Below are 25,079 nucleotides of genomic sequence, written 5' to 3'. Positions count from 1 at the left end.
TATGGCGCAATCCGAAAAAAGCGGTATAATCCCGCGATTTTTTTGCGGATGCCATTCAGAGGAGAAAGAGAATGAAGATTGTGGAAGTGAAACACCCACTCGTTAAACACAAGTTGGGCCTGATGCGTGAGCATGACATCAGCACGAAGCGTTTTCGCGAACTGGCCTCTGAAGTCGGCAGCCTGCTGACTTACGAAGCGACCTCCGATCTGGAGACAGAAAAAGTCACCATCGAAGGCTGGAACGGCCCGGTGCAGGTTGAGCAGATCAAAGGTAAGAAAATTACCGTTGTGCCAATCCTGCGTGCCGGTCTCGGCATGATGGAAGGCGTGCTGGAGCATGTGCCAAGCGCGCGCATCAGCGTGGTGGGGATCTACCGTAACGAAGAAACCCTCGAGCCGGTTCCTTACTTCCAGAAGCTGGTGTCCAACATCGACGAGCGTATGGCGCTGGTAGTTGACCCAATGCTGGCGACCGGCGGTTCAATGATCGCTACCATCGACCTGCTGAAAAAAGCGGGCTGCAGCAGCATTAAAGTGCTGGTGCTGGTTGCGGCACCGGAAGGGATCGCGGCACTGGAAAAAGCGCACCCGGACGTTGAGCTGTATACCGCCTCTATCGACCAGGGCCTGAACGAGCACGGGTACATCATCCCGGGGCTCGGCGATGCCGGCGATAAGATCTTTGGTACGAAATAATCGAATAACGATAAATAAGCCGACTTTGATAGTCGGCTTTTTTTTGAATAAAACACCAACAACGATACTACTCAGAGGAAAACACTATGACGCGCCGTGCTATCGGGGTGAGTGAAAGACCGCCGCTTTTACAGACTATCCCGCTTAGTTTGCAGCACCTGTTCGCCATGTTTGGCGCAACCGTGCTGGTGCCAATCCTGTTCCACATTAACCCGGCAACCGTGCTGCTGTTCAACGGCATTGGTACGCTGCTGTACCTCTTTATCTGTAAAGGCAAAATCCCGGCGTATCTCGGGTCGAGCTTCGCCTTTATCTCTCCGGTGTTATTGTTGCTGCCGCTGGGCTATGAGGTCGCGCTGGGCGGCTTTATCATGTGTGGCGTGCTGTTCTGCCTGGTCTCCTTCATCGTGAAGAAAGCCGGTACCGGCTGGCTGGACGTGATGTTCCCCCCTGCGGCGATGGGCGCCATCGTGGCCGTCATCGGTCTTGAGCTGGCGGGCGTGGCGGCGAATATGGCCGGCCTGCTGCCAGCAGACGGCCAGTCACCGGATTCCAAAACCATTATCATCTCGCTGGTGACCCTGGGCGTAACGGTCTTTGGTTCCGTGCTGTTCCGCGGCTTTATGGCGATTATCCCGATCCTGATCGGCGTGCTGGCGGGCTATGCGCTCTCCTTTATGATGGGCGTGGTGGATACCACCCCGATTGCGCAGGCGCACTGGTTCGCGCTGCCTACCTTCTATACGCCGCGCTTCGAATGGTTTGCGATTTTCACCATTCTGCCTGCGGCGCTGGTGGTGATTGCAGAGCACGTCGGCCACCTGGTGGTGACGGCAAACATTGTCAAACGTGACCTGATCCGCGACCCGGGCCTGCACCGTTCCATGTTTGCGAACGGTTTCTCCACCATCATCTCCGGTTTCTTTGGATCTACGCCAAACACCACCTACGGTGAAAATATCGGCGTGATGGCGATTACCCGCGTCTACAGTACCTGGGTTATCGGCGGCGCGGCGATCATCGCCATTCTGCTCTCCTGCGTCGGCAAGCTGGCGGCAGCGATTCAGATCATCCCGGTGCCGGTGATGGGCGGCGTGTCTCTGCTGCTGTACGGGGTCATCGGTGCCTCCGGTATTCGCGTGCTGATTGAATCCAAAGTGGATTACAGCAAAGCGCAGAACCTGATCCTGACGTCGGTGATCCTGATTATCGGCGTGAGCGGCGCGAAGGTGCACATCGGGGCGGCCGAGCTGAAAGGCATGGCGCTGGCGACCATCGTCGGCGTGGGCCTGAGCCTCATTTTCAAGCTGATCTCCGTGATCCGCCCGGAAGAGGTGGTGCTGGACGCTGACGAAAGCGAAAAAGCGTCACAGTGATCCTTTAACCGGGCGGACGATCCGCCCGGTTCTCTCCTTGCAGGTTCCGTGTTAAACTCCATGCCGATTTTATGTCAGATCTGGTTGAGGTACTTCTGAACGGACCGGCACAGCTCTCTCTGCCACTCTATCTCCCTGACGACGAAACGTTTGCAAGTTTCTGGCCGGGTGATAACCCCTCTTTACTGGCTGCACTGCAAAACGTGCTGCGTCAGGAACACAGCGGATACATCTATATCTGGTCACGCGAAGGTGCGGGGCGCAGCCATCTGCTGCATGCCGCCTGTGCGGAGCTTTCTGCGCGCGGTGATGCGGTAGGCTACGTGCCGCTGGATAAACGAACCTGGTTTGTCCCTGACGTGCTGGAGGGGATGGAACATCTCTCCCTGGTCTGCATCGATAACATCGAATGCGTGGCGGGGGATGAGCCGTGGGAAATGGCGATCTTTAACCTCTACAACCGCATTCTGGAATCGGGCAAAACCCGGCTGCTGATCACTGGCGATCGCCCACCTCGACAGCTGAATCTGGGCCTGCCGGATCTGGCGTCTCGCCTGGATTGGGGACAAATCTACAAGCTCCAGCCGCTGTCGGATGAAGATAAGCTTCAGGCGCTACAGCTGCGTGCAAAGCAGCGTGGGTTTGAGCTGCCGGAAGACGTGGGCCGTTTCCTGCTGAAGCGGCTGGACCGCGAAATGCGCACGCTGTTCGACACGCTGGATCAGCTCGATCGCGCCTCGATTACCGCCCAGCGCAAGCTGACCATTCCGTTTGTGAAAGATATTCTGAAGCTATAGTTGTGCCGGGTGGCGGCTGCGCCTTACCCGGCCTACATATGGCACCCGTAGGCCCGGTAAGCGCAGCGCCACCGGGCGAAACCATCAGAGGATCTCGAGCACGTCTTCCGGCGGGCGTCCAATGCGCACCTGGCCGTTCGCCACCACAATCGGGCGCTCAATCAGCTTTGGATTTTCAACCATCGCCTGTATCAGCCGCTCCTCGGAGAGACGGTCGTCATTCAGGTTAAGCGATGTATACAGATCTTCTTTCTTGCGCATCAGATCCCGTGCACTGCCCATGCCCAGCATATGCAGCAGCTGGCGGAGGGTTTGCGCGTCCGGTGGGGTGTCGAGGTACAGCACCACCTCCGGCTCCACGCCGTTAGACTTCAACAGGCTCAGGGTATCGCGGCTCTTGGAGCAGCGCGGGTTGTGATAAATTTTTACGGCGTCTGTCATGACGTGAATTCTCCTTGATTACATCTTCTCGTACGGCTTGAAGCGCTGCTGCAGGCCGCGAAGCTGATCGATACGCGCGTCGTATCGGGCCTGCTGGAGGCTGCCGAGTTTGACCTGCGAGCTGGCGCTGCTGAGCGCGGAAATGGCCTGATCGAGGCGGCCCACCAGGGCAAAGCCTTCGGCACGCGCCGCGAGCTCCTGGTCGCGGTTGCCAAGCTGGGCTTCCGCCTGAGCGAGCAGATCCCAGCCGTTTTGATCGTCTTTATTGTTAAAGGTGTAACGGTTCAGGATGGTCGCCGCTTCACCCGGCTGGCCGCCCTGCAGGTAAGCGTTCGCCAGGTTAAGCTGCAGCACCGGGTTGGTGCGGACGTCTTTCGCCCCTTTCAGGCGGTTAATCGCATCGGCAGGCTTCTTCTGCCCCAGATCGATATCCGTCGACAGATCGAGGTACCACGGGTTGTTCGGGTCGGCAGCCAGAAGCGGTTGCAGCGCTTTACGCGCCTCGTCGTATTTGCTGGCTTCCATCGCCTGGAGCGCCTGACCATACTGCGCGGCGTTTTTCTCACGCACGTTGCCTTTCGCCAGGGCATCCAGCAGGTCGCTGGTGAGCTGGTTACGCCCGGAATTGTACATCCCCAGCGTTCTCACTTTCGCCATGTAGAAATCCTGCGAAGACTGGACCACGACCGGGCGCATCTGGTTGGCACGGTTACGCGCGTCCGACAGACGGCTTTCAGGCAGCGGGTGCGTGAGCAAAATTTCCGGTGGGCGGGAAGAATAACGCGCCTGATCGAGCAGTTTTTCGAGGAAGCTCGGCATGGCCTGCGGGTCAAAGCCTGAGCGCTGTAACACCTGGATGCCGATACGGTCCGCTTCCTGCTCGTTTTGTTGGGTAAAGCTGATCATCCCCTGGCGCGTCCCGGCCAGCGTACCGGTCAGCGCCGCCATCCCGGCCTGCGGGCTGGCCATCGCCAGCAGAATGGAACCCAGTGCGCCCACCCAGGTGAGGGGAGCGTTACGTTTCTGGTCTTCCATCGCACGTGCCAGGTGCCGCTGGGTGACGTGCGAAATTTCGTGCGCCATGACCGAGGCCAGCTGGCTTTCGTTGTCCGAATAACGGAATAACGCCGAATGCAGCACCACGTTACCGCCAAAGAAGGCGAAGGCGTTGATTTCGTCATTATTGATTAAATAAAAATGGAAGGGGGTTTTTACCGAGTCGGCGTGCGCCACCAGACGCATTCCCAGCCCGTTTATGTACTGTACCAGCAAAGGGTCGTTAATCAGCGGGGCGCTGCCGCGCAGCTGGCGGACATAGTAGTCGCCCATTTGCATCTCTTGCCCAATAGAGAGCGTGCTTCCTGCCGTGGTGCCCATGTCCGGCAATGTATCGGACGAGTCAGCAAAAGCGGGCAACACCTGACCGACCGTCACCGCGGCAATCAGTGTTGCAACCAGTGTTTTTCTCAACTGCCTGAACATAACCACTGTCCTGTATGTTAGATGTGCTAGTTTGACCGATGAACCGGCATATCGTTCATCTCTGCTGCCCTGGGAGTGTAGCCGTGTTGTAGCATGAAGAAAATCCCATTCATCAGGCTTTTGCGGATTGCGATCGGGATACAAAAAGCGAAAGTCTTTTTTGTGACAGTTAGATACAATTCACCGTCTCACTCCCGCCATTCGATTCAGGGAAGGGTTGTATGCTCGAAATGTTAATGCAGTGGTACCGGCGTCGCTTCAGCGACCCGGAAGCCATTGCTTTGTTGGTTATTCTGGTCGCCGGGTTCGGTATCCTGTTCTTCTTCAGCGGCCTGCTCGCCCCTCTGCTGGTAGCGATTGTGCTGGCGTACCTGCTGGAGTGGCCAACGGCGCGCCTGGAGAATATTGGGTGTTCCCGCCGCTGGGCGACCAGCATCGTGCTGGTGCTGTTTGTCGGCATTCTCCTGCTGATGGCCTTTGTGGTGATGCCGGTAGCCTGGCAACAGGGAATTAACCTGATCCGCGATATGCCCGGCATGCTGAATAAGCTTTCTGATTTCGCCGCCACGCTGCCGCGCCGTTATCCTGCGCTGATGGATGCCGGGATTATCGACGCGATGGCCGAAAATATGCGCGCCCGCATCATGACGATGGGCGATTCGGTGGTGAAGTACTCTCTGGCGTCCCTGGTCGGACTGCTGACGCTGGCGGTCTACCTCGTGCTGGTGCCGCTGATGGTCTTCTTCCTGGTGAAAGATAAAGACCAGATGCTCAACGCCGTACGCCGTATTCTGCCGCGCAACCGCGGGCTGGCGGGGCAGGTCTGGGAAGAGATGAACCAGCAGATCACCAACTACATACGCGGCAAGGTGCTGGAGATGATTGTGGTGGGGGTCGCCACCTGGATTGGCTTCCTGATTTTCGGCCTCAACTACTCGCTGCTGCTGGCCGTGCTGGTCGGATTTTCGGTTTTGATCCCCTACATCGGCGCGTTTGTGGTGACCATTCCGGTGGTTGGCGTGGCGTTGTTCCAGTTTGGGATGGGTACCGAGTTCTGGAGCTGCTTCGCGGTATATCTGATTATTCAGGGGCTGGACGGTAACCTGCTTGTACCGGTGCTGTTCTCCGAAGCGGTGAACCTGCATCCGCTGGTGATTATCTTATCGGTGGTGATTTTCGGCGGGCTGTGGGGATTCTGGGGCGTGTTCTTCGCCATTCCGCTGGCGACGCTGATTAAAGCGGTCGTCCACGCGTGGCCGGATGTGCCGGCTGTGGAGGAGAAGTAAATTTTGCCGGGTGGCGCTGCGCTTACCCGGCCTATTTATCCTTGTAGGTCGGGTAAGGCGAAGCCGCCACCCGACACTCACTTTCAGGCACTTTCTTTCAGCCAGTTCAACACCACGTCGTGGTGGTTGCTGGTTTTGAAGTCGTCAAACACGTGTTCAACTTTACCGTCGGCGTCAATCAGGAAGCTGATGCGGTGAATACCGTCGTAGGTTTTACCCATAAACGTCTTCTCGCCCCAGACGCCGAACTGCTCGCATACTTGATGATCTTCGTCAGAAAGCAGCGTGAAGTTCAGCAGCTCTTTTTCAGCAAATCGTGACAGCTTTTCTGGTTTATCGGTGCTGATACCCAGCACTTCCACGCCGACTTTTTTCAACTCATCCATGTTATCGCGTAAGCCGCAGGCCTGTACGGTGCAGCCGGGGGTCATGGCTTTCGGGTAGAAATAGACCAGAACACGCTGTCCCTGGAAGTCGGTCAAATTTACTTGCTCGCCGTCTTGATCCGGTAAGCTAAATTTCGGTGCGATGTCACCGGCTTTCAGTGGATTCATTACTCAACTCCATCCTGTTCGTGCTGCGAATAATTGACGACGCTTATACTGCCCTGCGCGTTTAATTCTGTACAGAGGGCTTTGAACGCTTGCTCGATATTTGACGCATCCTGTGACGCAGGACTGTGCGCGGTAATTTGAATAAAGAGCGTGGGAACCGTGCTTGCGTCGCCCGGCTGTGTGCGGGAAACGAGCTCGGCGATGTTCATCTGATGGCTGTCAAACAGCGCGGTGAAGCGCTCAATCAGATGCGGAGAATCAGGCACTTCAACCTGCACCCAGACGGTAGAAGGCATAGCCGGACGCGGTCTCGCGGTGGTGCGCTTCATGACGATCAGCAAATCCAGCTCGGCACCTTTCAGCGGCAGGGTCGATTCAATCAACGTGATGGCGTTCCATGTCCCTGAAAGCAACATAATGAATGTGAACTCTTCGCCGAGCATGGCCAAACGGCTGTCTTCAATATTACAGCCGCAACTGCTTACGTGGCGGGTGATGGTGTTCACGATACCCGGCCTGTCGGCACCCAGCGCAGTGATAACCAGGTAATGTTGTGATGAGGTTGTCAAACCTGTTCTTCCTTTGCATGGTTAAGTCTTCCTAAGGAAAGCATAAAAAAAACATGCATACAACCGCCTGAGGGCCTCAGGTCGCTTGCTTTTATTACAGTTCCAAACGTACCATTGAGACTCTTGTTCGCACAGAGGATGGCTCATGTTCACGGGAAGTATTGTCGCGCTTGTAACACCGATGGATGAAAAAGGTAACGTCTGCCGGTCTAGCATGAAGAAGCTGATTGATTACCATGTCGCCAATGGAACCTCGGCGATCGTTTCGGTAGGGACTACCGGTGAATCTGCAACGCTGAGCCACGACGAGCACGGCGATGTGGTTATGCTGACCCTGGAACTGGCTGACGGACGTATTCCGGTCATCGCGGGCACAGGCGCGAATGCCACCGCAGAAGCGATCAGCCTGACTAAACGTTTTAACGACAGCGGCATTGTCGGCTGTCTGACGGTGACCCCTTACTATAACCGTCCTACTCAGGAAGGTTTGTTCCAGCACTTCAAAGCCATCGCTGAACATACTGACTTGCCACAAATTCTGTATAATGTGCCGTCCCGTACCGGTTGCGATATGCTGCCGGAAACCGTTGGTCGTCTCTCGGAAGTCAAAAATATTATCGGTATTAAAGAGGCGACAGGGAACTTAAGCCGCGTTCATCAGATCAAAGAGCTGGTTTCAGACGACTTTATCCTGTTGAGCGGTGATGATGCGACCGCGCTGGACTTTATGCAGCTCGGTGGCCATGGCGTGATCTCCGTAACGGCAAACGTTGCGGCGCGCGACATGGCTGAAATGTGCAAACTGGCCGCGGCCGGTCACTTTGATGAAGCGCGTGTCATAAATCAGCGTCTGATGCCGCTGCACAATAAATTATTTGTCGAACCCAATCCGATCCCAGTGAAATGGGCATGTAAGGAGTTGGGGCTTGTAGCAACCGACACGCTGCGTCTGCCAATGACACCGATTACCGACCACGGTCGTGATATCGTCAGGGCAGCGCTGAAGCATGCCGGTTTGCTGTAAAGTTTAGGGAGATTTGATGGCTTATTCAGTACAGAAGTCGCGCCTGGCGAAGGTTGCGAGTGTTTCGCTTGTTATGCTGCTCGCTGCCTGTAGTTCAGACTCGCGCTACAAGCGCCAGGTGAGCGGTGATGAATCCTATCTGGATGCGACCCCGCTTGCTGAACTTCACGCACCGGCTGGTATGATCCTGCCGATTCAGAACGGCGATTATAATATTCCCGTGACCAACGGCAGCGGCCTGGTCGGTAAAGCGCTTGATATTCGTCCACCAGCACAGCCTCTGGCGCTGGTGAGCGGGGCGCGTACCCAGTTCACCGGTGATACGGCGTCTCTGATGGTTGAGAGCGCGCGCGGTAGCACCCTGTGGCCGCAGGTTGTCAGCGTCATTCAGGCGAAGAACTACACCATCGATAAACGCGATGATGCCAGCCAGACGTTAACCACCGACTGGATCGAATGGAACCGTCTGGATGAAGACCAGCAGTACCGTGGTCGTTATCAAGTCTCCGTTAAACCGCAGGGTTATCAGCAGGCGGTTAACGTTAAGCTGTTGAACCTGGAGCAGGCGGGTAAACCGGTTGCGGATGCCGCATCCCTGCAGCGTTACAGCACCGAAATGCTGAACGTGATTGCCGCAGGCCTGGATAAAAACGCGACCGATGCTGCCAACGCCGCGCAGAGCCGCAACGGTGTGACCTTCGATGTCCAGAGCGGCGCGGATGATACCGGCCTGCCAATGCTGGTGGTGCGTGCACCGTTTAACCAGACCTGGCAGCGTCTGCCAGCGACGCTGGAAAAAGTGGGCATGAAAGTGACCGACAGCACCCGCTCAACCGGCAGCATGACGGCAACCTATAAGCCGCTCTCCGACAGCGCGTGGCAGGAACTGGGCGCGAAAGATCCTCAGCTTGCCTCCGGCGACTACAAGATTCAGGTCGGTGACCTTGATAACCGCAGTAGCCTGCAGTTTATCGATCCAAAAGGTCACACGCTGACCCAGTCGCAGAACGATGCGCTGGTCGCTGTCTTCCAGGCAGCATTCAGCAAATAAATACGAGGGCTGGTGAATCCAGCCCTTTTTATTTTCGTGCTACGCAAACGTGTGCGTGGCATAATATCCCCAGTTTTGAACACAAATCATCACACCAGGAGTAATGAAGATGCAGAAGCAAGCTGAGTTGTATCGTGGCAAAGCGAAGACCGTATACAGCACGGAAAACCCGGATCTGTTGGTGCTCGAGTTCCGCAATGATACGTCAGCAGGGGATGGCGCGCGCATTGAGCAGTTCGATCGTAAAGGCATGGTGAACAACAAGTTCAACCACTTCATTATGACCAAACTGGCCGAAGCGGGTATCCCGACTCAGATGGAAGCGTTGCTGTCCGATACGGAATGTCTGGTGAAAAAACTGGATATGGTTCCGGTTGAGTGCGTTATTCGTAACCGTGCGGCGGGCTCCCTGGTGAAGCGTCTGGGCATTGAAGAAGGTATCGAACTGAATCCACCGCTGTTCGATCTGTTCCTGAAAAACGATGCCATGCATGACCCGATGGTCAATGATTCCTACTGCGAAACCTTCGGCTGGGTGAACAAAGAGAACCTGGCGCGCATGAAAGAGCTGACCTACAAAGCCAACGACGTGCTGAAAAAATTGTTTGATGACGCGGGCCTGATCCTCGTCGACTTCAAGCTGGAGTTTGGTCTGTTCAAAGGCGAAGTGGTGCTGGGCGATGAGTTCTCACCGGACGGTAGCCGCCTGTGGGACAAAGAAACCCTGGATAAAATGGACAAAGACCGTTTCCGTCAGAGCCTGGGTGGCCTGATTGAAGCGTACGAAGCGGTTGCTCACCGTTTAGGCGTTAAGCTCGACTAACTCCCTCACTTGCCAAAGGATGTTCGCATCCTTTGGCGTCTTACCTTTGTTTCCTATGGTAATCTTGCCGTTAACCGCCTACGATCATAGCTATTATAAATGGAATAGTTAGAGGTGGTTATGCGCTGGCAAGGGCGTCGTGAAAGTGACAATGTAGAAGACAGACGCAGTGATGGCGGCGGCGGTCCTTCCATGGGCGGACCGGGCTTCCGGTTACCCAGCGGCAAGGGCGGTATCATTCTGCTGATTGTGGTGCTGGTCGCGGGCTATTACGGCGTCGATCTCACCGGGTTAATGACCGGTCAGCCGCTGCAACAGCAGCAGCATTCTCAGCGCTCCATCAGCCCGAATGAAGATGAAGCGGCCAAATTTACCTCCGTGATCCTCGCCACAACGGAAGACACCTGGGGTCAGCTGTTTGAGAAGATGGGGCGTACCTACCAGCAGCCGAAGCTGGTGATGTACCGGGGCGCAACCCGCACCGGATGCGGCACCGGACAGTCCGTGATGGGGCCGTTCTACTGCCCGGCGGACGGCACCGTCTATATCGATCTCTCCTTTTACGATGACATGAAACGCAAGCTTGGCGCTGACGGCGATTTTGCCCAGGGCTACGTGATCGCGCATGAAGTCGGCCATCACGTGCAAAAGCTGCTGGGGATTGAGCCAAAAGTGCGCCAGCTCCAGCAAAATGCGTCGCAGGCTGACGTGAACCGCCTGTCCGTTAAAATGGAGCTGCAGGCGGACTGCTTCGCGGGCGTCTGGGGCCACAGCATGCAGCAGCAGGGCGTGCTGGAATCCGGCGATCTTGAGGAGGCGCTGAATGCCGCTCAGGCGATCGGTGACGACCGTCTTCAGCAGCAGAGCCAGGGGCGCGTCGTGCCGGACAGCTTCACTCACGGTACTTCGCAGCAGCGCTACAGCTGGTTTAAACGCGGTTTCGACAGCGGCGACCCGGCGCAGTGTAATACCTTCGGTAAAGCGATGTAATGCTGGCGTTTGAACAGCTGATACGCGAGCTTGAGCGCACCGGCCATCGTCGGCTGGTGGTGCTCAGCGGTGAGACGCAGTGGACGTTATGTCAGGCGGCTGACCTGCGTAATACCCTGCCGGGAGACTGGCTGTGGCTGGATGACATTCCCTCAAAAACCCTCAGCGGACTGCTGGGACGCGAATACCTTCACGCCGTTTTTGACGCGCGCGCTGGGTTTGACGTCTCAGCCTTCGCCGCGCTCAGCGGAACGCTGCGCGCCGGAAGCCTCCTGGTGCTGCTGGTTCCTCCGCTTGCTGACTGGGCCGACAGGCCAGACAGCGACTCTTTGCGCTGGAGCGACAGCGCGGAGCCGATCGCCACTCCACACTTTGTGCACCACTTCTGCCGGACGCTTGCCGCCGATTCGGATGCGATTGTCTGGCAGCAGCATCGTCCTTTGTCCGTTCCCGTTACGCCGGATTTACCCGACTGGCAGCCTGCCAGCGGCGCACCGCAGCGCGAGCAGGCGGAGATCCTCGACGCGCTTCTGACCATGCCTGCGGGCATCGCTGCCGTAACGGCACCGCGCGGGCGCGGAAAGTCAGCGCTGGCGGGGATGCTGCTCAATAGCATTCAGGGGAGTGCGGTGGTCACGGCACCGGCTAAAGGGGCAACGGATGTCATTGCGCGCTTTGCGGGCGAGCATTTCCACTTTATGGCCCCGGATGCGCTGCTGGCCTCCACGCTGCAGGCCGACTGGCTGATTGTCGATGAAGCGGCTGCCATCCCGGGCCCGCTGCTGGAGAAGCTGGTGACGCGCTTTACGCGCGTATTATTAACCACCACGGTGCAGGGCTATGAAGGGACGGGCAGGGGCTTCCTGCTGAAGTTCTGCGCCCGTTTCAGCGGACTGCGGCATTATGCCTTATCGACCCCCATTCGCTGGGCCGCCGGATGTCCGCTTGAGCGGTTCGTGGCAAATGCTCTGTTATTTGATGATGCGCTTATCGATCGCAAACCGGAAGGTGAGGTTCGTATAACGCCGCTGGCGCCGCGGATGTGGGAGAGCGACCCGGCACGCGCGGCAAGCGTATATGAACTGCTGTGTGCTGCTCATTACCGCACGTCACCACTCGATTTACGCCGGATGATGGACGCGCCCGGCCAGCACTTTGCTGTTGCAGAGACGGGGGCTGATATTGCAGGCGCGCTCTGGCTGGTGGAAGAGGGCGGGTTGTCACCGGAGCTTAGCCGCGCCGTGTGGGCGGGATACCGGCGTCCACGCGGGAATCTCGTGGCGCAGTCGCTGGCGGCGCACGGCGGCTCTCCGCTCGCGGCGACGCTGAAAGGGCGACGGGTTAGCCGCATTGCGGTTCACCCCCTGCGCCAGCGGGAAGGCATCGGGCAACGGCTTATCCGTAGCGCCAGCGGGGAAGATTATCTGTCGGTGAGTTTTGGTTATACCGACGAGCTGTGGCGTTTCTGGCAGCGGTGCGGGTTTGTGCTGGTGCGGATGGGGAGCCACCGGGAAGCCAGCAGCGGCTGCTACACGGCGATGGCGCTGCTGCCGCTGAGCGAGGCCGGGCGTCGGCTGTGCGCGCAGGAACATCACCGTTTATGCCGGGATATGCGCGTCCTGTCGGCCTGGAACGGTGAAAAGATCCCGGTGGACGACGGCTGGGAAGCTACCCTTAATAGTGATGACTGGCGGGAGCTGGCGGGGTTTGCTTTTGCCCATCGCGCGTTTTCAACCTCGGTTGCCGCGCTGACGCGGTTGTTGCTCAATGTTGATATGCCGCTTCCGGCCCTGCGGGGGAAACTAGCAGGGAAAACGGATGAGCTCGGGCGAAAAGCGTTGCTGGCAAAGCTGCGCTCTGAAACCGCGCAAGCGCTTGAAAGCCTTGATTATCCCCGCTGCCAGCAGTTGAAGGAAGCCATTTTGCAATGGCAATTTTTTCAATGACTTCTTCAGTAAAGTGGCATGGTCATTCCCGCCGGGAGGCGTAGAATCCAGGTCATCTATTAAGGAGACCACCATGAAACATGACCATTTTGTTGTTCAAAGCCCTGACAAACCGGCTAAACAGTTACTGCTTCTGTTTCATGGGGTTGGCGATAATGCCGTCAATATGGGGCAGATTGGCAGCTGGTTTGCGCCCGTTTTCCCGGAAGCGCTGATTGTCAGCATCGGCGGCGTAGAGCCATGCGGCCCGAACGGGCGCCAGTGGTTCTCGGTTCAGGGCGTGACGGAAGAGAACCGTCAGGCGCGTATCGACGCCATCATGCCGGCCTTTATCGACGTCATCCGTTACTGGCAGCAGCAGAGCGGCGTAGGAGCCGAAGCGACCGCGCTGATTGGCTTCTCGCAGGGGTCAATCATGTCGCTGGAAAGCGTAAAGGCGCACCCGGGTCTGGTGTCACGGGTGATTGCGTTTAACGGCCGTTTTGCGACGTTACCGACAAGCGCAACCACGCAAACCACGATCCACTTAATCCACGGCGGTGAAGACCGGGTGATTGAGCTCTCGCATGCGGTTGCTGCCCAGGAAGCGCTGATGCGTGAGGGTGGGGATGTGACGCTGGATATCGTTGACGATCTGGGCCACGCCATTGACGACCGCAGCATGCAGTTTGCGCTTGACCATCTGCGCTATACCGTACCGAAGCACTACTTTGATGAAGCGCTCAGCGGCGGTAAGCCGGATGACGATGATATTGTTGAGTTTATGTGATTCTTCCCCCTCTCCCATGGAGAGGGGGAATCGGATCGATTACTTCTTCTGATCCTTCTTCGGCCAGTCGTCGTCATCGTCCCACTTGTCGTTGAAATCACGGTGCGGGGGAAGATCCGGCTTGTTGGCGAGAAATTTTTTATGGTCCACGCGCTTAAGGTCTTTAATCACGTTCAGCAGTACGCCGACAAGAAAAACCAACACCAGAACCCACCAGTACTTTGAAAGCCAATCCATTCGCTATTCCTCTCAGAGCGTTCGTCAGGCGACGATTTGCTCCATAATACGTTGATACATACGGGCCAGCAGTTGTAAATCTGCCGCATTGACACACTCATTTATTTTATGAATGGTTGCGTTCACTGGCCCCAGTTCGACAACCTGAGCACCCATACGGGCGATAAAGCGTCCGTCTGAGGTGCCACCCGTTGTCAGCAGCTGTGGCTTAATTTCATTATAGTGCTCGATGGCGTTCACCACCGCATCCACCAGTTTGCCGCGCTGCGTCAGGAACGGCTGGCCGGAAAGCCACCACTCCACGGTGTAGCGCAGCTGATATTTTTCCAGCAGGGCGATAACGCGCGCCTTGATCATCTCATCGGTCAGTTCCGTGCTGAAGCGGAAGTTGAACTGGACGACGTAATCCCCCGGGATCACGTTATTGCTGCCGGTCCCGGCCTTGACGTTCGCAATCTGCATGCTGGTCGGCGGGAAGAACTCGTTGCCCTTATCCCACTCAATCGCCACCAGTTCGCTCAGCATTGGCGCGGCGCGGTGGACCGGGTTATCGGCCAGATGCGGATAAGCGACGTGGCCCTGCACACCGTGAATGGTCAGGTTACAGGTCAGCGAGCCACGGCGTCCGTTTTTGACGACGTCACCCACCACTTCGGTGCTGGACGGCTCACCGACCAGGCAGTAGTCGAGACGCTCGTTGCGGGCCATCAGCGCTTCGACGACCTTCACGGTGCCGTTGTGCGCGCTGGCTTCTTCGTCGGAGGTGATCAAAAACGCGAGACGGTTTTTGTGGTTGGGATGCTGCGCCACAAAGCGCTCTGCCGCCACGACCATCGCCGCCAGAGAACCTTTCATGTCTGCCGCGCCGCGACCAAACAGCATGCCATCGCGAATGGTCGGCTCAAACGGCGGGTTAATCCAGCGATCCGCGTCACCGGCGGGAACGACGTCAGTATGCCCGGCGAAGGCAAGCGTTTCGCCCTGTCCGCGCCACGCCCAGAAGTTCTGGGTATCGCCAAAGTCCATGCGTTCAACGGTAAAACCGATGGCACGCAGGCGTTCAATCATAAGAGCCTGACAACCTGCGTCGTCCGGGCTAAGGGAAGGACGGCGAATAAGCTTCTGAGTCAGCTCAATGACCGGGCATGACATAAACTACACCTCAACGAAAAAAGTCGGAATAAAGGGTTTCACTGAAACCCAGCAGCATAGGCTGCCCTGGCGCGCAGAGCAATGGGCGTTTGATAATTGCCGGCATCTCGAGCATCAGTTTTGCCGCGCTGTCAGCATCGGTGATGCTGGCGCGCAGAGAGTCGTCCAGTTTACGCCAGGTGGTGCCGCGGGTGTTCAGCAGGGCTTCCCAACCCAGTTCGCGAATAGCGCTATGCAGAAATTCTGCATCGAGCCCGTCGGCACGGTAATCGTGGAAGCGGTACTCCACGCTGTTAGCGTCCAGCCAGCGGCGGGCTTTTTTGATGGTGTCGCAATTTTTAATGCCGTACATCACAACCATGGTGAATCCTTTTGATGTTCTGATAATTAAATGTTCAGTAAATTCGAAGATATATCCTTAAGTGGAATATAACACATTCAGGAATTGTCTGGATTAATACGTCTTCTTAATTCGACTCACAACTGTACGCTGAATATTCTTTCATCATTTAAGCATAGATGTCCATTAACTTTAAAAATCCAATAAACTCAGCAAATAAAATAAAACTCACCCGTTCGTAGGGTTATTTCAAAATATTGCTGGCCGTCACAAAAAATTGAGGGCTCTCCGTTCATATTTATCATAAATCCCCGCAGGACGTAGGGTACAATCACAGCAATTGGTTAAATAGTCTTCACAATGATGGTACGTTTTTGTAGAATGCGCATAATAATAAGAGAGGTTGTTATGATTGAACGTGAACTGGGGAACTGGAAAGATTTTATCGAAGGCATGCTTCGTAAATGACATTCAGTAAGAATTGCAAGAGCACTAAAATAAGTAAAATAACCATAGTGTGAATTAATCACACAGTAAAAAGGCGGCCGATAAAGCCGCCTTTTTTTATTTCAACCACTTACTCAGGACGTTCCTTTAGCGGGAAGCGGCGACGCACCAGCACAAAGAACAGCGGAACGAAGTAAATGGCCAGAATAGTGGCCGAAATCATGCCGCCCATCACCCCCGTGCCGACGGCATGCTGGCTGCTGGAGCCTGCACCGGTGCTGGTCGCCATCGGCAGTACACCAAAAATAAACGCCAGCGAGGTCATCAGGATCGGACGCAGGCGCTGACGGCAGGCGTGCAGCGTGGCGGCCATCAGCTCGTGGCCTTTGGCATTCATCTCGTTAGCAAACTCAACGATCAGAATGGCGTTTTTCGCCGATAGCCCAATGACGGTGAGCAGGCCCACCTGGAAGTAGACATCGTTCTCCAGGCCGCGCATCCACGTTGCGAGCAGCGCACCGATAACCCCAAGGGGCACGACCAGCATGACCGAGAACGGGACCGACCAGCTCTCATACAGGGCGGCAAGGCAGAGGAAGACCACCAGCAGAGAGAGCGCGTAAAGGGCGGGGGCCTGCGCCCCGGAGAGACGCTCCTGGTAAGACATGGCCGTCCACTCGAGACCAAAACCGGCGGGCAGCTGTTGCACCAGTTTTTCCATGGTGTCCATGGCGGTACCGGTGCTGACGCCCGGCGCGGCTTCCCCGACGATTTCAACCGCAGAATAGCCGTTATAGCGTTCCAGGCGTGGCGATCCGCTCTCCCAGTGCGAACTGGCAAAGGCGGAGAACGGCACCATGCCGCCAGCATTATTTCTGACAAACCAGCGGTTAATATCATCCGGCAGCATGCGGAACGGCGCGGCGGACTGGACATACACTTTTTTCACGCGGCCGCGATCCATAAAGTCATTCACATAGCTCGACCCCCACGCCGTTTGCAGGGTGTCGTTGATATCGTTGATCGACACACCCAGCGCCTGAGCCTTACGCTGATCGATATCCACCTGAAGCTGCGGGCTGTCGTCGAGGCCGTTATGGCGAACGCGGGTCAGGCCGGGATCGTTGCCTGCCAGCGCTAACAGCTTATCGCGTGCGGCCATCAGCGCCGTGTGGCCCGCCCCGGCGTGATCCTGCAGCTCCATATCGAACCCGGCAGAACTGCCCAGGCCGCTTATCGCCGGCGGGCTGCTGGCAAAGACGCGCGCTTCTTTGATGTGCGCAAAGGCTTTTGTCGCACGTTCAATGATGGCAAACGAGGTGCCCGTCCGGGTATCGCGTTCGTCCCAGTCCTTCAGGCGGACAAACATGCGGGCAACGTTCTGCCCGTTTCCGCCCGGGCCGGAACCGACGGTGGAGAAGACCGAGACAACGTTATCTTTCTCTTTGGTGAAGAAGTACTGCTCCACTTTCTGCACCACTTTAAGCGTCTGCTGCTGCGTTGCGCCGCTCGGAAGCTGCACCGAGGTGGTGAACATCCCCCGGTCTTCCATCGGCAGGAACGAGGTGGGCAGGTGCAGGAACAGCCACACCATCCCGCCCAGCAGCACAACGTAAATCATCATCCAGCGCAGGCTGCGGTGCAGTACGCGACCAACGGCAGATTCATAGCGCGCGGCGTTGCGGTTGAACATCCGGTTAAACCAGCCGAAGAACCCTTTCTGCCCGTGATGCTCCCCTTTGTGCAGCGGTTTCAGAATGGTGGCGCACAGCGCGGGGGTGAGGATCAGCGCGACCAGCACGGAGAGCACCATCGCCGAGACGATGGTGATCGAGAACTGGCGATAAATCGCCCCGGTGGTGCCGCCAAAGATGGCCATTGGGATAAAGACGGCCGACAGCACCATCGCAATCCCGACCAGCGCCCCCTGAATTTGCCCCATGGACTTGCGCGTCGCCTGGCGCGGAGAGAGCCCTTCTTCGCTCATGATGCGCTCGACGTTTTCAACCACCACGATGGCATCATCCACCAGAAGGCCGATCGCCAGCACCATCGCAAACATCGTCAGGGTATTAATGCTGTACCCGAAGGCGTAAAGCACCGCAAAGGTCCCCAGCAGCACCACGGGGACGGCAATGGTGGGGATCAGCGTCGCGCGGAAGTTTTGCAGGAACAGGTACATGACCAGGAACACCAGCGCGATGGCTTCCAGCAGGGTTTTCACCACGTCCTCAATCGACGCTTTAACGAAGGAGGTGGTTTCATAGGCGACTTTGTACTCCAGCCCGTGCGGGAAATACTGCGACAGCTCGTCCAGACGGTCTAACACCAGTTTTGCCGTCGCCATTTCGTTCGCGCCGGAGGCCAGCTTAATCCCCAGACCGGAGGCCTGATTGCCGTTAAAGCGGCTCAGGTAGTCGTATTTCTCCGCCCCCATTTCCACCGTGGCGACATCGCCGAGACGCACTTCCGACCCGTCCTGATTCACGCGCAGGGTGATATTGCGGAACTGGTCCGGTGTCTGCAGCAGGGATTGCGAATTAATGGTGGCGTTCAGGGCTTGCTTATCAACGGAAGGCGTTCCCCCCAGTTGCCCCACGGCAATCTGGGCGTTCTGGGCTTTGATAGCATCCGTCACGTCGGTTGCCGTCATCTGGTAGCTGTTCAGCTTGTTGGGATCGAGCCAGATACGCATGGAGTACTGTGAGCCGTAGGCGTCGATATCCCCGACGCCGTTAATCCGGCTGATGGGATCCTGAATATTACTGGCGACGTAGTCCGCGATGTCCTGTTTATCCATCGAGCCATCTGTCGAGACAAACGCGATGGTCAATATGTTGGTATCGCCGGTTTTACGCACGGTCACGCCCTGGTTTTGCACCGCCTGGGGCAGCTTGCGCATGGCCGACTGCAGCTGGTTTTGGACCTGCTGCACCGCTTCGTCCGGGTCGGTGCCCGCCTTAAAGCTCAGGGTGACCGTCGCCTGTCCCGTGGCGCTGCTTTGTGAGGACATGTACATCAGGTTATCCAGACCCGTCATGTTCTGCTCGATAACCTGCGTCACGGTATTTTCCAGCGTCTGAGCGGACGCGCCGGGGTAGTTTGCGGTGACGCGCACGTTCGGCGGTGCCAGGTCGGGGTATTGCTCAACGGGAAGTGACGTAATCGCCAGGACACCTGTCAGACACAACAGGATGGCAAGCACCCAGGCAAAAATGGGGCGATCGATGAAAAAATTCGCCATGAAAGTGTGACCTCGTTTTGCTGCACGTCATTATTGTTTATTGCCCGCATAACTTTAGCGGTAAGGCCCAGGTCAAACGTGGAGAAATAAAGGAGATAGTGTAAATTATCATGCGCTTTTCCCTGCGCTTCCCTCTTTACCGTTATTTACCCGTTAACGGCGTGGGCGCCGGAAACGTCACGCTGACCAGCGTGCCGCCGTTTTGCGGCTGTGAAAAGTGCAGCACTCCTCCAAGCCGCTGCGCGCGTTCGCGCATAATGTTCAGACCGTAGTGTCCCGGCGGCTCGCTGGCCTCGCCAATCCCGATGCCGTTGTCGCGAATGCTGACGCTGTGCGTACCGTCCGCTGCGGTCACGCAGCTCACGGTGATCTCGCTGGCCTGCGCGTGCTTAATGGCGTTCAACACCGCCTCACGCACGATCTGTAACAGGTGCACCTGCTTTTGCGCGTCGAGCGCCAGCGAGGAGAGGCGGCAGTCGAGATGCAGTTTCGCCTGCGTCTGGCTCTGCAGGGCATCGAGTGACTCCTGCAGCGCCGCGGGTAAATTCGCGTGGTTCAACGTCAGGCGGAAGGTAGTCAGCAGCTCGCGAAGCTGCTGCCAGGCGTTGTTCAGCTCGCGGGAGAAGTCGGTGATAATGGCCTGCGCTTGGGTATTTTCTTCCGGCACGGCGCGTTTGAGCAGCGCAAGCTGAATGCGCAGATACGACAGCACCTGCGCCAGCGAATCGTGCAGCTCGCGGGCAATGGTGGCGCGCTCTTCCATCAGCAGCAGCTGCTGGTAATGCTTTTGCGCCTGGTTAAAGTACAGCCCGCGCCCGAGCATGGTCGCCACGCTTCTCATCAGCGGAAGGGGGACGCTGTCCGCCTCGCTTTGCCAGCGCAGCTCGCCATAGAGCGTGTCCTGCATCAGTACCGGCAGGTTTTGCAGAGGGATACCCTCAGCCTCCGTCCCTTCACACAGCCGCCAGTCGTCGCTGGTGCGCAGTTCCAGATAATTCATCTGCGTATAGTCATGTACAATCTGCAGGATATGCCGGAAACAGTGGCTGTCTATCTGGCCGGTATTGAGCGCCTGCGAGCACTTGAACAGCATGTCGAGCTGCTGGTGGGCTTCGTGCAGGTGCCGCGTCTTTTCCGCAACCGAGGCTTCGAGCGAACGGTAGAGTGTATCAAGCTCGGCTGACATGTGGTTAAAGGCGCGCGAAAGCTGGCCCAGCTCGTTCGGCAGGGCGCTATCCGGCGCAGGAGTGGCAAACTCGCCGCGCTCAATGCGTTCGCTGGCCGCCACCAGGTTATTCAGCGGAAGCACCACCTGACGACGGATGCGTCGCAGGGTAAACAGCGTCAGCAGCAGGATCCCGAGTGCGCCAGCCAGCGAGAGCAGGGTGACCGTTTGAATTTTATGTTCGGTGTAGTGCTGGAGGGCGAGCACAAAGGCATCAATGCGGCCCACAAAATCCTCAATATTGCGTTGGTACCACGCGCTGTCGCCGCGGGCGATGTGCGCATTCATCTCCTGCCAGGCCACATGCAGTTGCTGATAGCGTGCTTTCACATTGTCCGGGACGTACCAGCGATCCAGCTTCTGCAGGGCAGGCGCGCCGAGCGTCTGTTGCCAGCTCTCGCGATGTGCCGCAAGGGAAGGGCTGTTGCGCTGCATCTCGTAGCCCAGACGATAGCTCTGCATGCGCAGTGAGCCAGCGATGTTGATGGCTTCGGCATCGCGCTGGCTGCTGGCCAGCGTCAGCAACGCGACGGTGCTGCTGAGTACGGATAGGGCAATGATCGAAAAGAAAGCCCAGGCAAGGCTTCCGGAAACGGGTCGTTTAACGGTCACAGAACGGCTCTCTGAATAAAATTGATCTGCCACAGGTTCACTGGAAATAATTGGGCGCTTCAGGCATTTGAACATTGCCCGAACGCACCGTGATGCGTAAATACCATACTCTTATAAAGAGAAAGGTTATTGAACCAAAAACAGGTGTGGTTATGAATCGTTTTATTATGGCTAACAGCCAGCAGTGCATTGGGTGTCGCGCCTGCGAAGTCGCCTGCGTGATGGCGCACAACGGTGAGCAGCATGCCCTGAGCGAGCGCCATTTTCATCCCCGTATCACGGTCCTGAGATCCGGCGAGAAGAGCCACCCCGTGACCTGTCATCATTGCGAAAATGCACCCTGTGCGCAAAGCTGCCCGAACGGCGCCATCAGCAAATGCGATGACAGCGTACAGGTGAATCAACAAAAATGCATCGGCTGTAAGGCCTGCGTAGTGGCCTGCCCGTTTGGCACGATGGAGATTATCGTCACTCCGCTCGACAATGGCAGCGTGAAGGCCTCGGCGAATAAATGCGATCTCTGTCTGACGCGTCCACACGGCCCGGCCTGTATCGAAAATTGCCCGGCGGATGTCCTCTCCCTGGCGACGCCCGCCGCGCTGGAAAACCTGGCGAAATCGCGCCGACAGCGCACGGCCTGCCTGGAGGCGCAGCCCTGGCAGGGTGCCGAGGCCGTCAGCGTGGACGCGCCGCGTACCAAACTGCAGCAGATGCAAACGACCCCGCCCCGCGGCGAGCCCGACAAGCTGGCTGGCGCAGAGCGCGTGGGCCATTTTAACGAAATTTACCTGCCGTTCCGGGCCGAACAGGCCGCCCGCGAGGTGTCGCGCTGCCTGAAGTGCGGAGAGCACAGCATTTGCGAATGGACCTGCCCGCTGCACAACCACATCCCGCAGTGGATTGAGCGCCTCAACGCGGGGGATATCACCGGCGCGGCCGAGCTTTCTCATCAGACCAACTGTTTACCTGAAATTACCGGTCGCGTCTGCCCGCAGGACCGGCTATGCGAGGGAGCCTGCACGCTTCGTGACGCAGCGGGGGCCGTGACGATCGGCAACATCGAGCGCTACATCTCCGATCGGGCGCTGGCGATGGGCTGGCGGCCGGATATGTCCGCCGTCACGCCGTCAGGTAAACGTGTCGCGATTGTCGGCGCGGGGCCCGCCGGGCTGGCGTGCGCCGACGTGCTGGCGCGCCGCGGCGTGAGCGTGACGGTCTATGACCGGCATCCGGAGATCGGCGGTTTGCTGACCTTTGGCATCCCAGCATTTAAGCTCGATAAATCGCTGCTCGCGCGGCGCAGAGAGATCTTTACCGCGATGGGGATCCGCTTCGAGCTGAACTGCGAGGTGGGCCAGGACGTGTCGATGTCGCAGCTCAAGAGCGATAACGATGCCCTGTTTATTGGCGTGGGTACCTATCGTTCGATGAAAGCGGGTATCCCGAACGAGGATGCGCCAGGGGTCTACGACGCGCTGCCTTTCCTGGTGGGCAACACGCGGCATGTTATGGGGCTGGAGGCGACGGCCAGCGAGCCGTTCATCGACACCCGTGGCCTGAACGTGGTGGTGCTGGGCGGAGGCGATACCGCGATGGACTGCGTCCGCACGGCGTTACGTCACGGTGCAGCGACGGTCACCTGCGCCTATCGTCGGGATGAGGCCAACATGCCGGGCTCGAAGAAAGAGGTGCAGAACGCCAGAGAAGAGGGGGCGTCATTTGAGTTTAACGTCCAGCCGGTTGAGCTGACGCTGGATCCGAACGGTAAGGTCAACGGTATCCGGATGCTGCGTACCGCGCTCGGTGAGCCGGATGCGCAGGGGCGTCGTCGGCCCGTTCCGGTGGCGGGCAGCGAGTTTGTGATGGCCGCGGATGCAGTCATCATGGCGTTTGGCTTTAATCCGCACGCGATGCCGTGGCTGCAGGCGCAGGGTGTCGAAACGGATGACTGGGGGCGGATCGTGGCCTCGGTCAAGAGCCGCTATCGTTACCAGACGACCAACCCGCAGATCTTCGCCGGGGGCGATGCGGTACGCGGCGCGGATCTGGTCGTCACCGCGATGGCGGAAGGGCGTCATGCCGCGCAGGGGATACTCGACTGGCTGGGAGTTGATGTACCACAACATCATTAATCCGGCGGACGACAAAGCGGGATTCACGGCGTAGTATAGGACGACTCATTGTGCCGTGGAGCCCGTATGACCCTGAAAATTGACGTTATCAAAGACAAAATTCTCTCTGAAAACTACTTTGTCCTGCGTAACATCACCTATGATCTTACACGTAACAACGGTGAAGTGATCCGCCACAAGCGCGAGGTCTATGACCGTGGTAACGGAGCAACCATCCTGCTCTATAACCGTGAAAAGCAGAGCGTGGTGCTGATCCGTCAGTTCAGGGTGGCAACATGGGTCAATGGCAATCCTGACGGACGTCTGATTGAAACCTGCGCGGGCCTGCTCGATGACGATGAGCCGGAAGTCTGTATCCGCAAAGAGGCCGTCGAAGAGACCGGCTTTGAAGTGGGCGAGGTCAAAAAGGTCTTCGAGCTGTACATGTCCCCGGGCGGCGTGACGGAAATTGTCCATTTCTTCATTGCTGAATACAGCGACGCACAGCGCACGCACCGGGGCGGTGGCGTAGAGGATGAAGATATCGACGTGCTGGAGCTTCCTTTTGCCCAAGCGCTGGAGATGGTGCGTTCAGGCGAAATCAGGGATGGTAAAGCGGTGATATTGCTGCAGTATTTACAGACAACCGGGCTGATGAACACCCCTTTCGAACGGATATAGCCTGTTTTTCAGGTATATCTGATAAATCCGATTGAGCAACCCCGGCGGGAACACGAAGATACTGCCCTGTTATGCGTTTTCGTTCCGGGATTGTGTCATTCATGCGCTACAGCGTCTTTTTATTTTCCCTGTTTTGTGTGCTCCTCGCGCCGCAGGTGCGGGCTGCACCCGCGCAGCAAGCCTTCTCTGACTGGCAGGTGACCTGCAATAACCAGAACTTTTGCCTTGCCCGCAACACGGGCGAACACCGCGGTCTGGTCATGACGCTCACCCGGAGCGCCGGGGCGAAAACGGATGCCACGCTGCGTATCGATCTCGGCGGTCTTGATACTCCCTCCGTGAAAGAGCCGGATATTGCCCCGCGGCTGCTGCTGGATAATGTTCCCCTGAAGCTCGACAAACAGCGCTGGCAGCTCACCCCCTGGCATCTGAAAACGGACGATGCGGCCACCATCACCGCCTTTCTGAAAAACATCCAGGAAGGAAAAGCCCTGACTCTGCGAGGCGGTAAGCAGGTGATTTCACTGGCCGGTCTGAAAGCCGCGCTGCTGTTCATTGATGCCCAGCAAAAGCGCGTTGGCAGCGAAACCGCGTGGATCAAGAAAGGTGACGATCCGCCGTTAAGCGTGCCGCCCGCACCTGCCCTGAAAAAGGTGGCGATCGTTAATCCTACCCCAACACCGCTTTCCCACGCTGAACTGAACGATCTGCTGGATTATGGTACCGGCAGGATGAACAGCAGCCAGTGCTCGCTGGATCCTAACCGTCGCGAAGTGCGCGTCACCGCGTTAACCGATGACAAAGCGCTGCTGATCGTCAGCTGCGAGGCGGGGGCCTATAACACGGTCGATCTGGCGTGGCTGGTGTCACGTAAAAAACCGTTCTCTGCCCGCAGCGTGAGGCTGCGTCTGCCGTTTACGCCGTCAAGCGACAGCAGCGAAATCGAGTTGATGAACGCCAGCTTTGATGAAAAGACGCGTGAGCTGACCACGCTCTCGCTGGGGCGCGGTATGGGGGATTGTGGGATCCAGACGCGCTGGCGGTTTGACGGCCAGCGTTTCCGCCTGGTGCGCTATGCCGAGGAACCCAGCTGTGATAACTGGAATGGGCCAGACGCCTGGCCCACGCTGTGGATCACGCGGTAGCTTTTTGCCGGGTGGCGCTGTCGCTTACCCGGCCTACGGTTTGGTGGTTTTGTAGGCCGGGTAAGGCGTAGCCGCCACC

The 25,079-nt window shown here is 57.5% G+C and carries 23 protein-coding genes; 14 read left to right on the top strand and 9 right to left on the bottom strand.

Going from position 1 to position 25,079, the window contains the following annotated elements; translation table 11 throughout:
• The first annotated feature begins 71 nt into the window (after positions 1 to 71).
• The 3 genes from upp (at position 72) to L362_RS10645 (ending at position 2,871) form a co-directional block, all read left to right on the top strand.
• Positions 72 to 698: a uracil phosphoribosyltransferase gene (upp, locus tag L362_RS10635; protein ID WP_008501641.1), complete on the top strand. Its 627-nt coding sequence runs from the start codon at positions 72 to 74 to the stop codon at positions 696 to 698.
• 86 nt (positions 699 to 784) lie between these two features.
• The gene (uraA, locus tag L362_RS10640; protein WP_023294266.1) at positions 785 to 2,074 is read left to right on the top strand and encodes a uracil permease; all 1,290 of its coding nucleotides are present in this window, start codon (positions 785 to 787) and stop codon (positions 2,072 to 2,074) included.
• A gap of 95 nt (positions 2,075 to 2,169) precedes the next feature.
• On the top strand, positions 2,170 to 2,871 hold the full coding sequence (locus tag L362_RS10645; RefSeq protein ID WP_213014348.1) for a DnaA inactivator Hda: 702 nt from the start codon (positions 2,170 to 2,172) through the stop codon (positions 2,869 to 2,871).
• A gap of 84 nt (positions 2,872 to 2,955) precedes the next feature.
• Here L362_RS10645 and arsC read toward each other — a convergent pair whose 3' ends face one another.
• Together arsC and bepA are read right to left on the bottom strand one after the other, a co-directional pair.
• Positions 2,956 to 3,312, bottom strand: coding sequence for an arsenate reductase (glutaredoxin) (gene arsC, locus L362_RS10650; protein ID WP_023344653.1), 357 nt, complete (start codon positions 3,310 to 3,312; stop codon positions 2,956 to 2,958).
• 18 nt (positions 3,313 to 3,330) lie between these two features.
• Positions 3,331 to 4,794, bottom strand: a complete 1,464-nt coding sequence (bepA, locus tag L362_RS10655) for a beta-barrel assembly-enhancing protease (protein ID WP_021241809.1) — start codon at positions 4,792 to 4,794, stop codon at positions 3,331 to 3,333.
• A gap of 221 nt (positions 4,795 to 5,015) precedes the next feature.
• Here bepA and L362_RS10660 point away from each other — a divergent pair, with 221 nt between their 5' ends.
• Positions 5,016 to 6,080 carry an AI-2E family transporter gene (locus tag L362_RS10660; protein ID WP_023344652.1) on the top strand — a complete coding sequence of 355 codons (1,065 nt, stop codon included), beginning with the start codon at positions 5,016 to 5,018 and terminating at the stop codon, positions 6,078 to 6,080.
• Between the two features lie 83 nt (positions 6,081 to 6,163).
• Here the strand turns inward: L362_RS10660 and bcp are convergent, their stop codons facing one another.
• Positions 6,164 to 6,634, bottom strand: coding sequence for a thioredoxin-dependent thiol peroxidase (gene bcp, locus L362_RS10665; protein WP_008501635.1), 471 nt, complete (start codon positions 6,632 to 6,634; stop codon positions 6,164 to 6,166).
• Positions 6,634 to 7,203 (bottom strand): glycine cleavage system transcriptional repressor, encoded by a 570-nt coding sequence (locus tag L362_RS10670; protein WP_023325845.1) that lies wholly within the window; start codon positions 7,201 to 7,203, stop codon positions 6,634 to 6,636. The genes bcp and L362_RS10670 overlap by 1 nt, the downstream gene beginning before the upstream one ends.
• A gap of 145 nt (positions 7,204 to 7,348) precedes the next feature.
• Here L362_RS10670 and dapA point away from each other — a divergent pair, with 145 nt between their 5' ends.
• From dapA to ypfH, 6 genes are all read left to right on the top strand, one after another.
• Complete coding sequence (gene dapA, locus L362_RS10675; protein WP_008501633.1) at positions 7,349 to 8,227, top strand: 4-hydroxy-tetrahydrodipicolinate synthase; 879 nt, start codon at positions 7,349 to 7,351, stop codon at positions 8,225 to 8,227.
• A gap of 16 nt (positions 8,228 to 8,243) precedes the next feature.
• A complete protein-coding gene (gene bamC / locus L362_RS10680) occupies positions 8,244 to 9,278 on the top strand; it encodes an outer membrane protein assembly factor BamC (RefSeq protein ID WP_008501632.1) in 1,035 nt (344 codons plus the stop codon).
• 109 nt (positions 9,279 to 9,387) lie between these two features.
• Positions 9,388 to 10,101, top strand: coding sequence for a phosphoribosylaminoimidazolesuccinocarboxamide synthase (purC, locus tag L362_RS10685; protein ID WP_008501631.1), 714 nt, complete (start codon positions 9,388 to 9,390; stop codon positions 10,099 to 10,101).
• A gap of 120 nt (positions 10,102 to 10,221) precedes the next feature.
• A complete protein-coding gene (locus L362_RS10690; RefSeq protein ID WP_008501630.1) occupies positions 10,222 to 11,091 on the top strand; it encodes a KPN_02809 family neutral zinc metallopeptidase in 870 nt (289 codons plus the stop codon).
• Positions 11,091 to 13,037: a tRNA(Met) cytidine acetyltransferase TmcA gene (locus L362_RS10695; protein WP_023344651.1), complete on the top strand. Its 1,947-nt coding sequence runs from the start codon at positions 11,091 to 11,093 to the stop codon at positions 13,035 to 13,037. The genes L362_RS10690 and L362_RS10695 overlap by 1 nt, the downstream gene beginning before the upstream one ends.
• Before the next feature lie 73 nt (positions 13,038 to 13,110).
• The gene (ypfH, locus tag L362_RS10700; RefSeq protein ID WP_023344650.1) at positions 13,111 to 13,806 is read left to right on the top strand and encodes an esterase; all 696 of its coding nucleotides are present in this window, start codon (positions 13,111 to 13,113) and stop codon (positions 13,804 to 13,806) included.
• A gap of 39 nt (positions 13,807 to 13,845) precedes the next feature.
• Here ypfH and L362_RS10705 read toward each other — a convergent pair whose 3' ends face one another.
• Genes L362_RS10705 through L362_RS10715 form a run of 3 tightly spaced genes read right to left on the bottom strand, consistent with a single transcriptional unit; the run spans position 13,846 to position 15,556 of the window.
• On the bottom strand, positions 13,846 to 14,043 hold the full coding sequence (locus L362_RS10705; RefSeq protein ID WP_008501627.1) for a YpfN family protein: 198 nt from the start codon (positions 14,041 to 14,043) through the stop codon (positions 13,846 to 13,848).
• A gap of 24 nt (positions 14,044 to 14,067) precedes the next feature.
• Positions 14,068 to 15,195, bottom strand: coding sequence for a succinyl-diaminopimelate desuccinylase (gene dapE, locus L362_RS10710; RefSeq protein ID WP_023344649.1), 1,128 nt, complete (start codon positions 15,193 to 15,195; stop codon positions 14,068 to 14,070).
• Between the two features lie 10 nt (positions 15,196 to 15,205).
• Positions 15,206 to 15,556 (bottom strand): ArsC family reductase, encoded by a 351-nt coding sequence (locus tag L362_RS10715; RefSeq protein ID WP_008501625.1) that lies wholly within the window; start codon positions 15,554 to 15,556, stop codon positions 15,206 to 15,208.
• A 387-nt stretch (positions 15,557 to 15,943) separates the two neighbouring features.
• Between L362_RS10715 and ypfM the strand changes: the two genes are divergently transcribed.
• On the top strand, positions 15,944 to 16,003 hold the full coding sequence (gene ypfM, locus L362_RS24685) for a protein YpfM (RefSeq protein WP_015572204.1): 60 nt from the start codon (positions 15,944 to 15,946) through the stop codon (positions 16,001 to 16,003).
• Between the two features lie 109 nt (positions 16,004 to 16,112).
• Here the strand turns inward: ypfM and acrD are convergent, their stop codons facing one another.
• Entirely contained in the window at positions 16,113 to 19,226 is a 3,114-nt protein-coding gene (acrD, locus tag L362_RS10720) for a multidrug efflux RND transporter permease AcrD (protein ID WP_023344648.1), read from the bottom strand.
• A gap of 142 nt (positions 19,227 to 19,368) precedes the next feature.
• Positions 19,369 to 21,063, bottom strand: a complete 1,695-nt coding sequence (narQ, locus tag L362_RS10725; RefSeq protein WP_023344647.1) for a nitrate/nitrite two-component system sensor histidine kinase NarQ — start codon at positions 21,061 to 21,063, stop codon at positions 19,369 to 19,371.
• Between the two features lie 152 nt (positions 21,064 to 21,215).
• Here narQ and aegA point away from each other — a divergent pair, with 152 nt between their 5' ends.
• From aegA to L362_RS10740, 3 genes are all read left to right on the top strand, one after another.
• Complete coding sequence (gene aegA / locus L362_RS10730) at positions 21,216 to 23,195, top strand: formate-dependent uric acid utilization protein AegA (protein ID WP_023344646.1); 1,980 nt, start codon at positions 21,216 to 21,218, stop codon at positions 23,193 to 23,195.
• A 66-nt stretch (positions 23,196 to 23,261) separates the two neighbouring features.
• Positions 23,262 to 23,855, top strand: a complete 594-nt coding sequence (nudK, locus tag L362_RS10735) for a GDP-mannose pyrophosphatase NudK (RefSeq protein ID WP_008501621.1) — start codon at positions 23,262 to 23,264, stop codon at positions 23,853 to 23,855.
• 101 nt (positions 23,856 to 23,956) lie between these two features.
• A complete protein-coding gene (locus L362_RS10740) occupies positions 23,957 to 25,000 on the top strand; it encodes a DUF1176 domain-containing protein (RefSeq protein WP_008501620.1) in 1,044 nt (347 codons plus the stop codon).
• The last annotated feature ends 79 nt before the right edge of the window (positions 25,001 to 25,079 follow it).

It is taken from the genome of Enterobacter sp. MGH 16 (assembly GCF_000493175.1).
GTDB lineage: Bacteria > Pseudomonadota > Gammaproteobacteria > Enterobacterales > Enterobacteriaceae > Enterobacter > Enterobacter roggenkampii.
The sequence above is the reverse complement of the archived record's forward strand: the minus strand, read 5'-3'. Positions and strand labels throughout refer to the sequence as shown.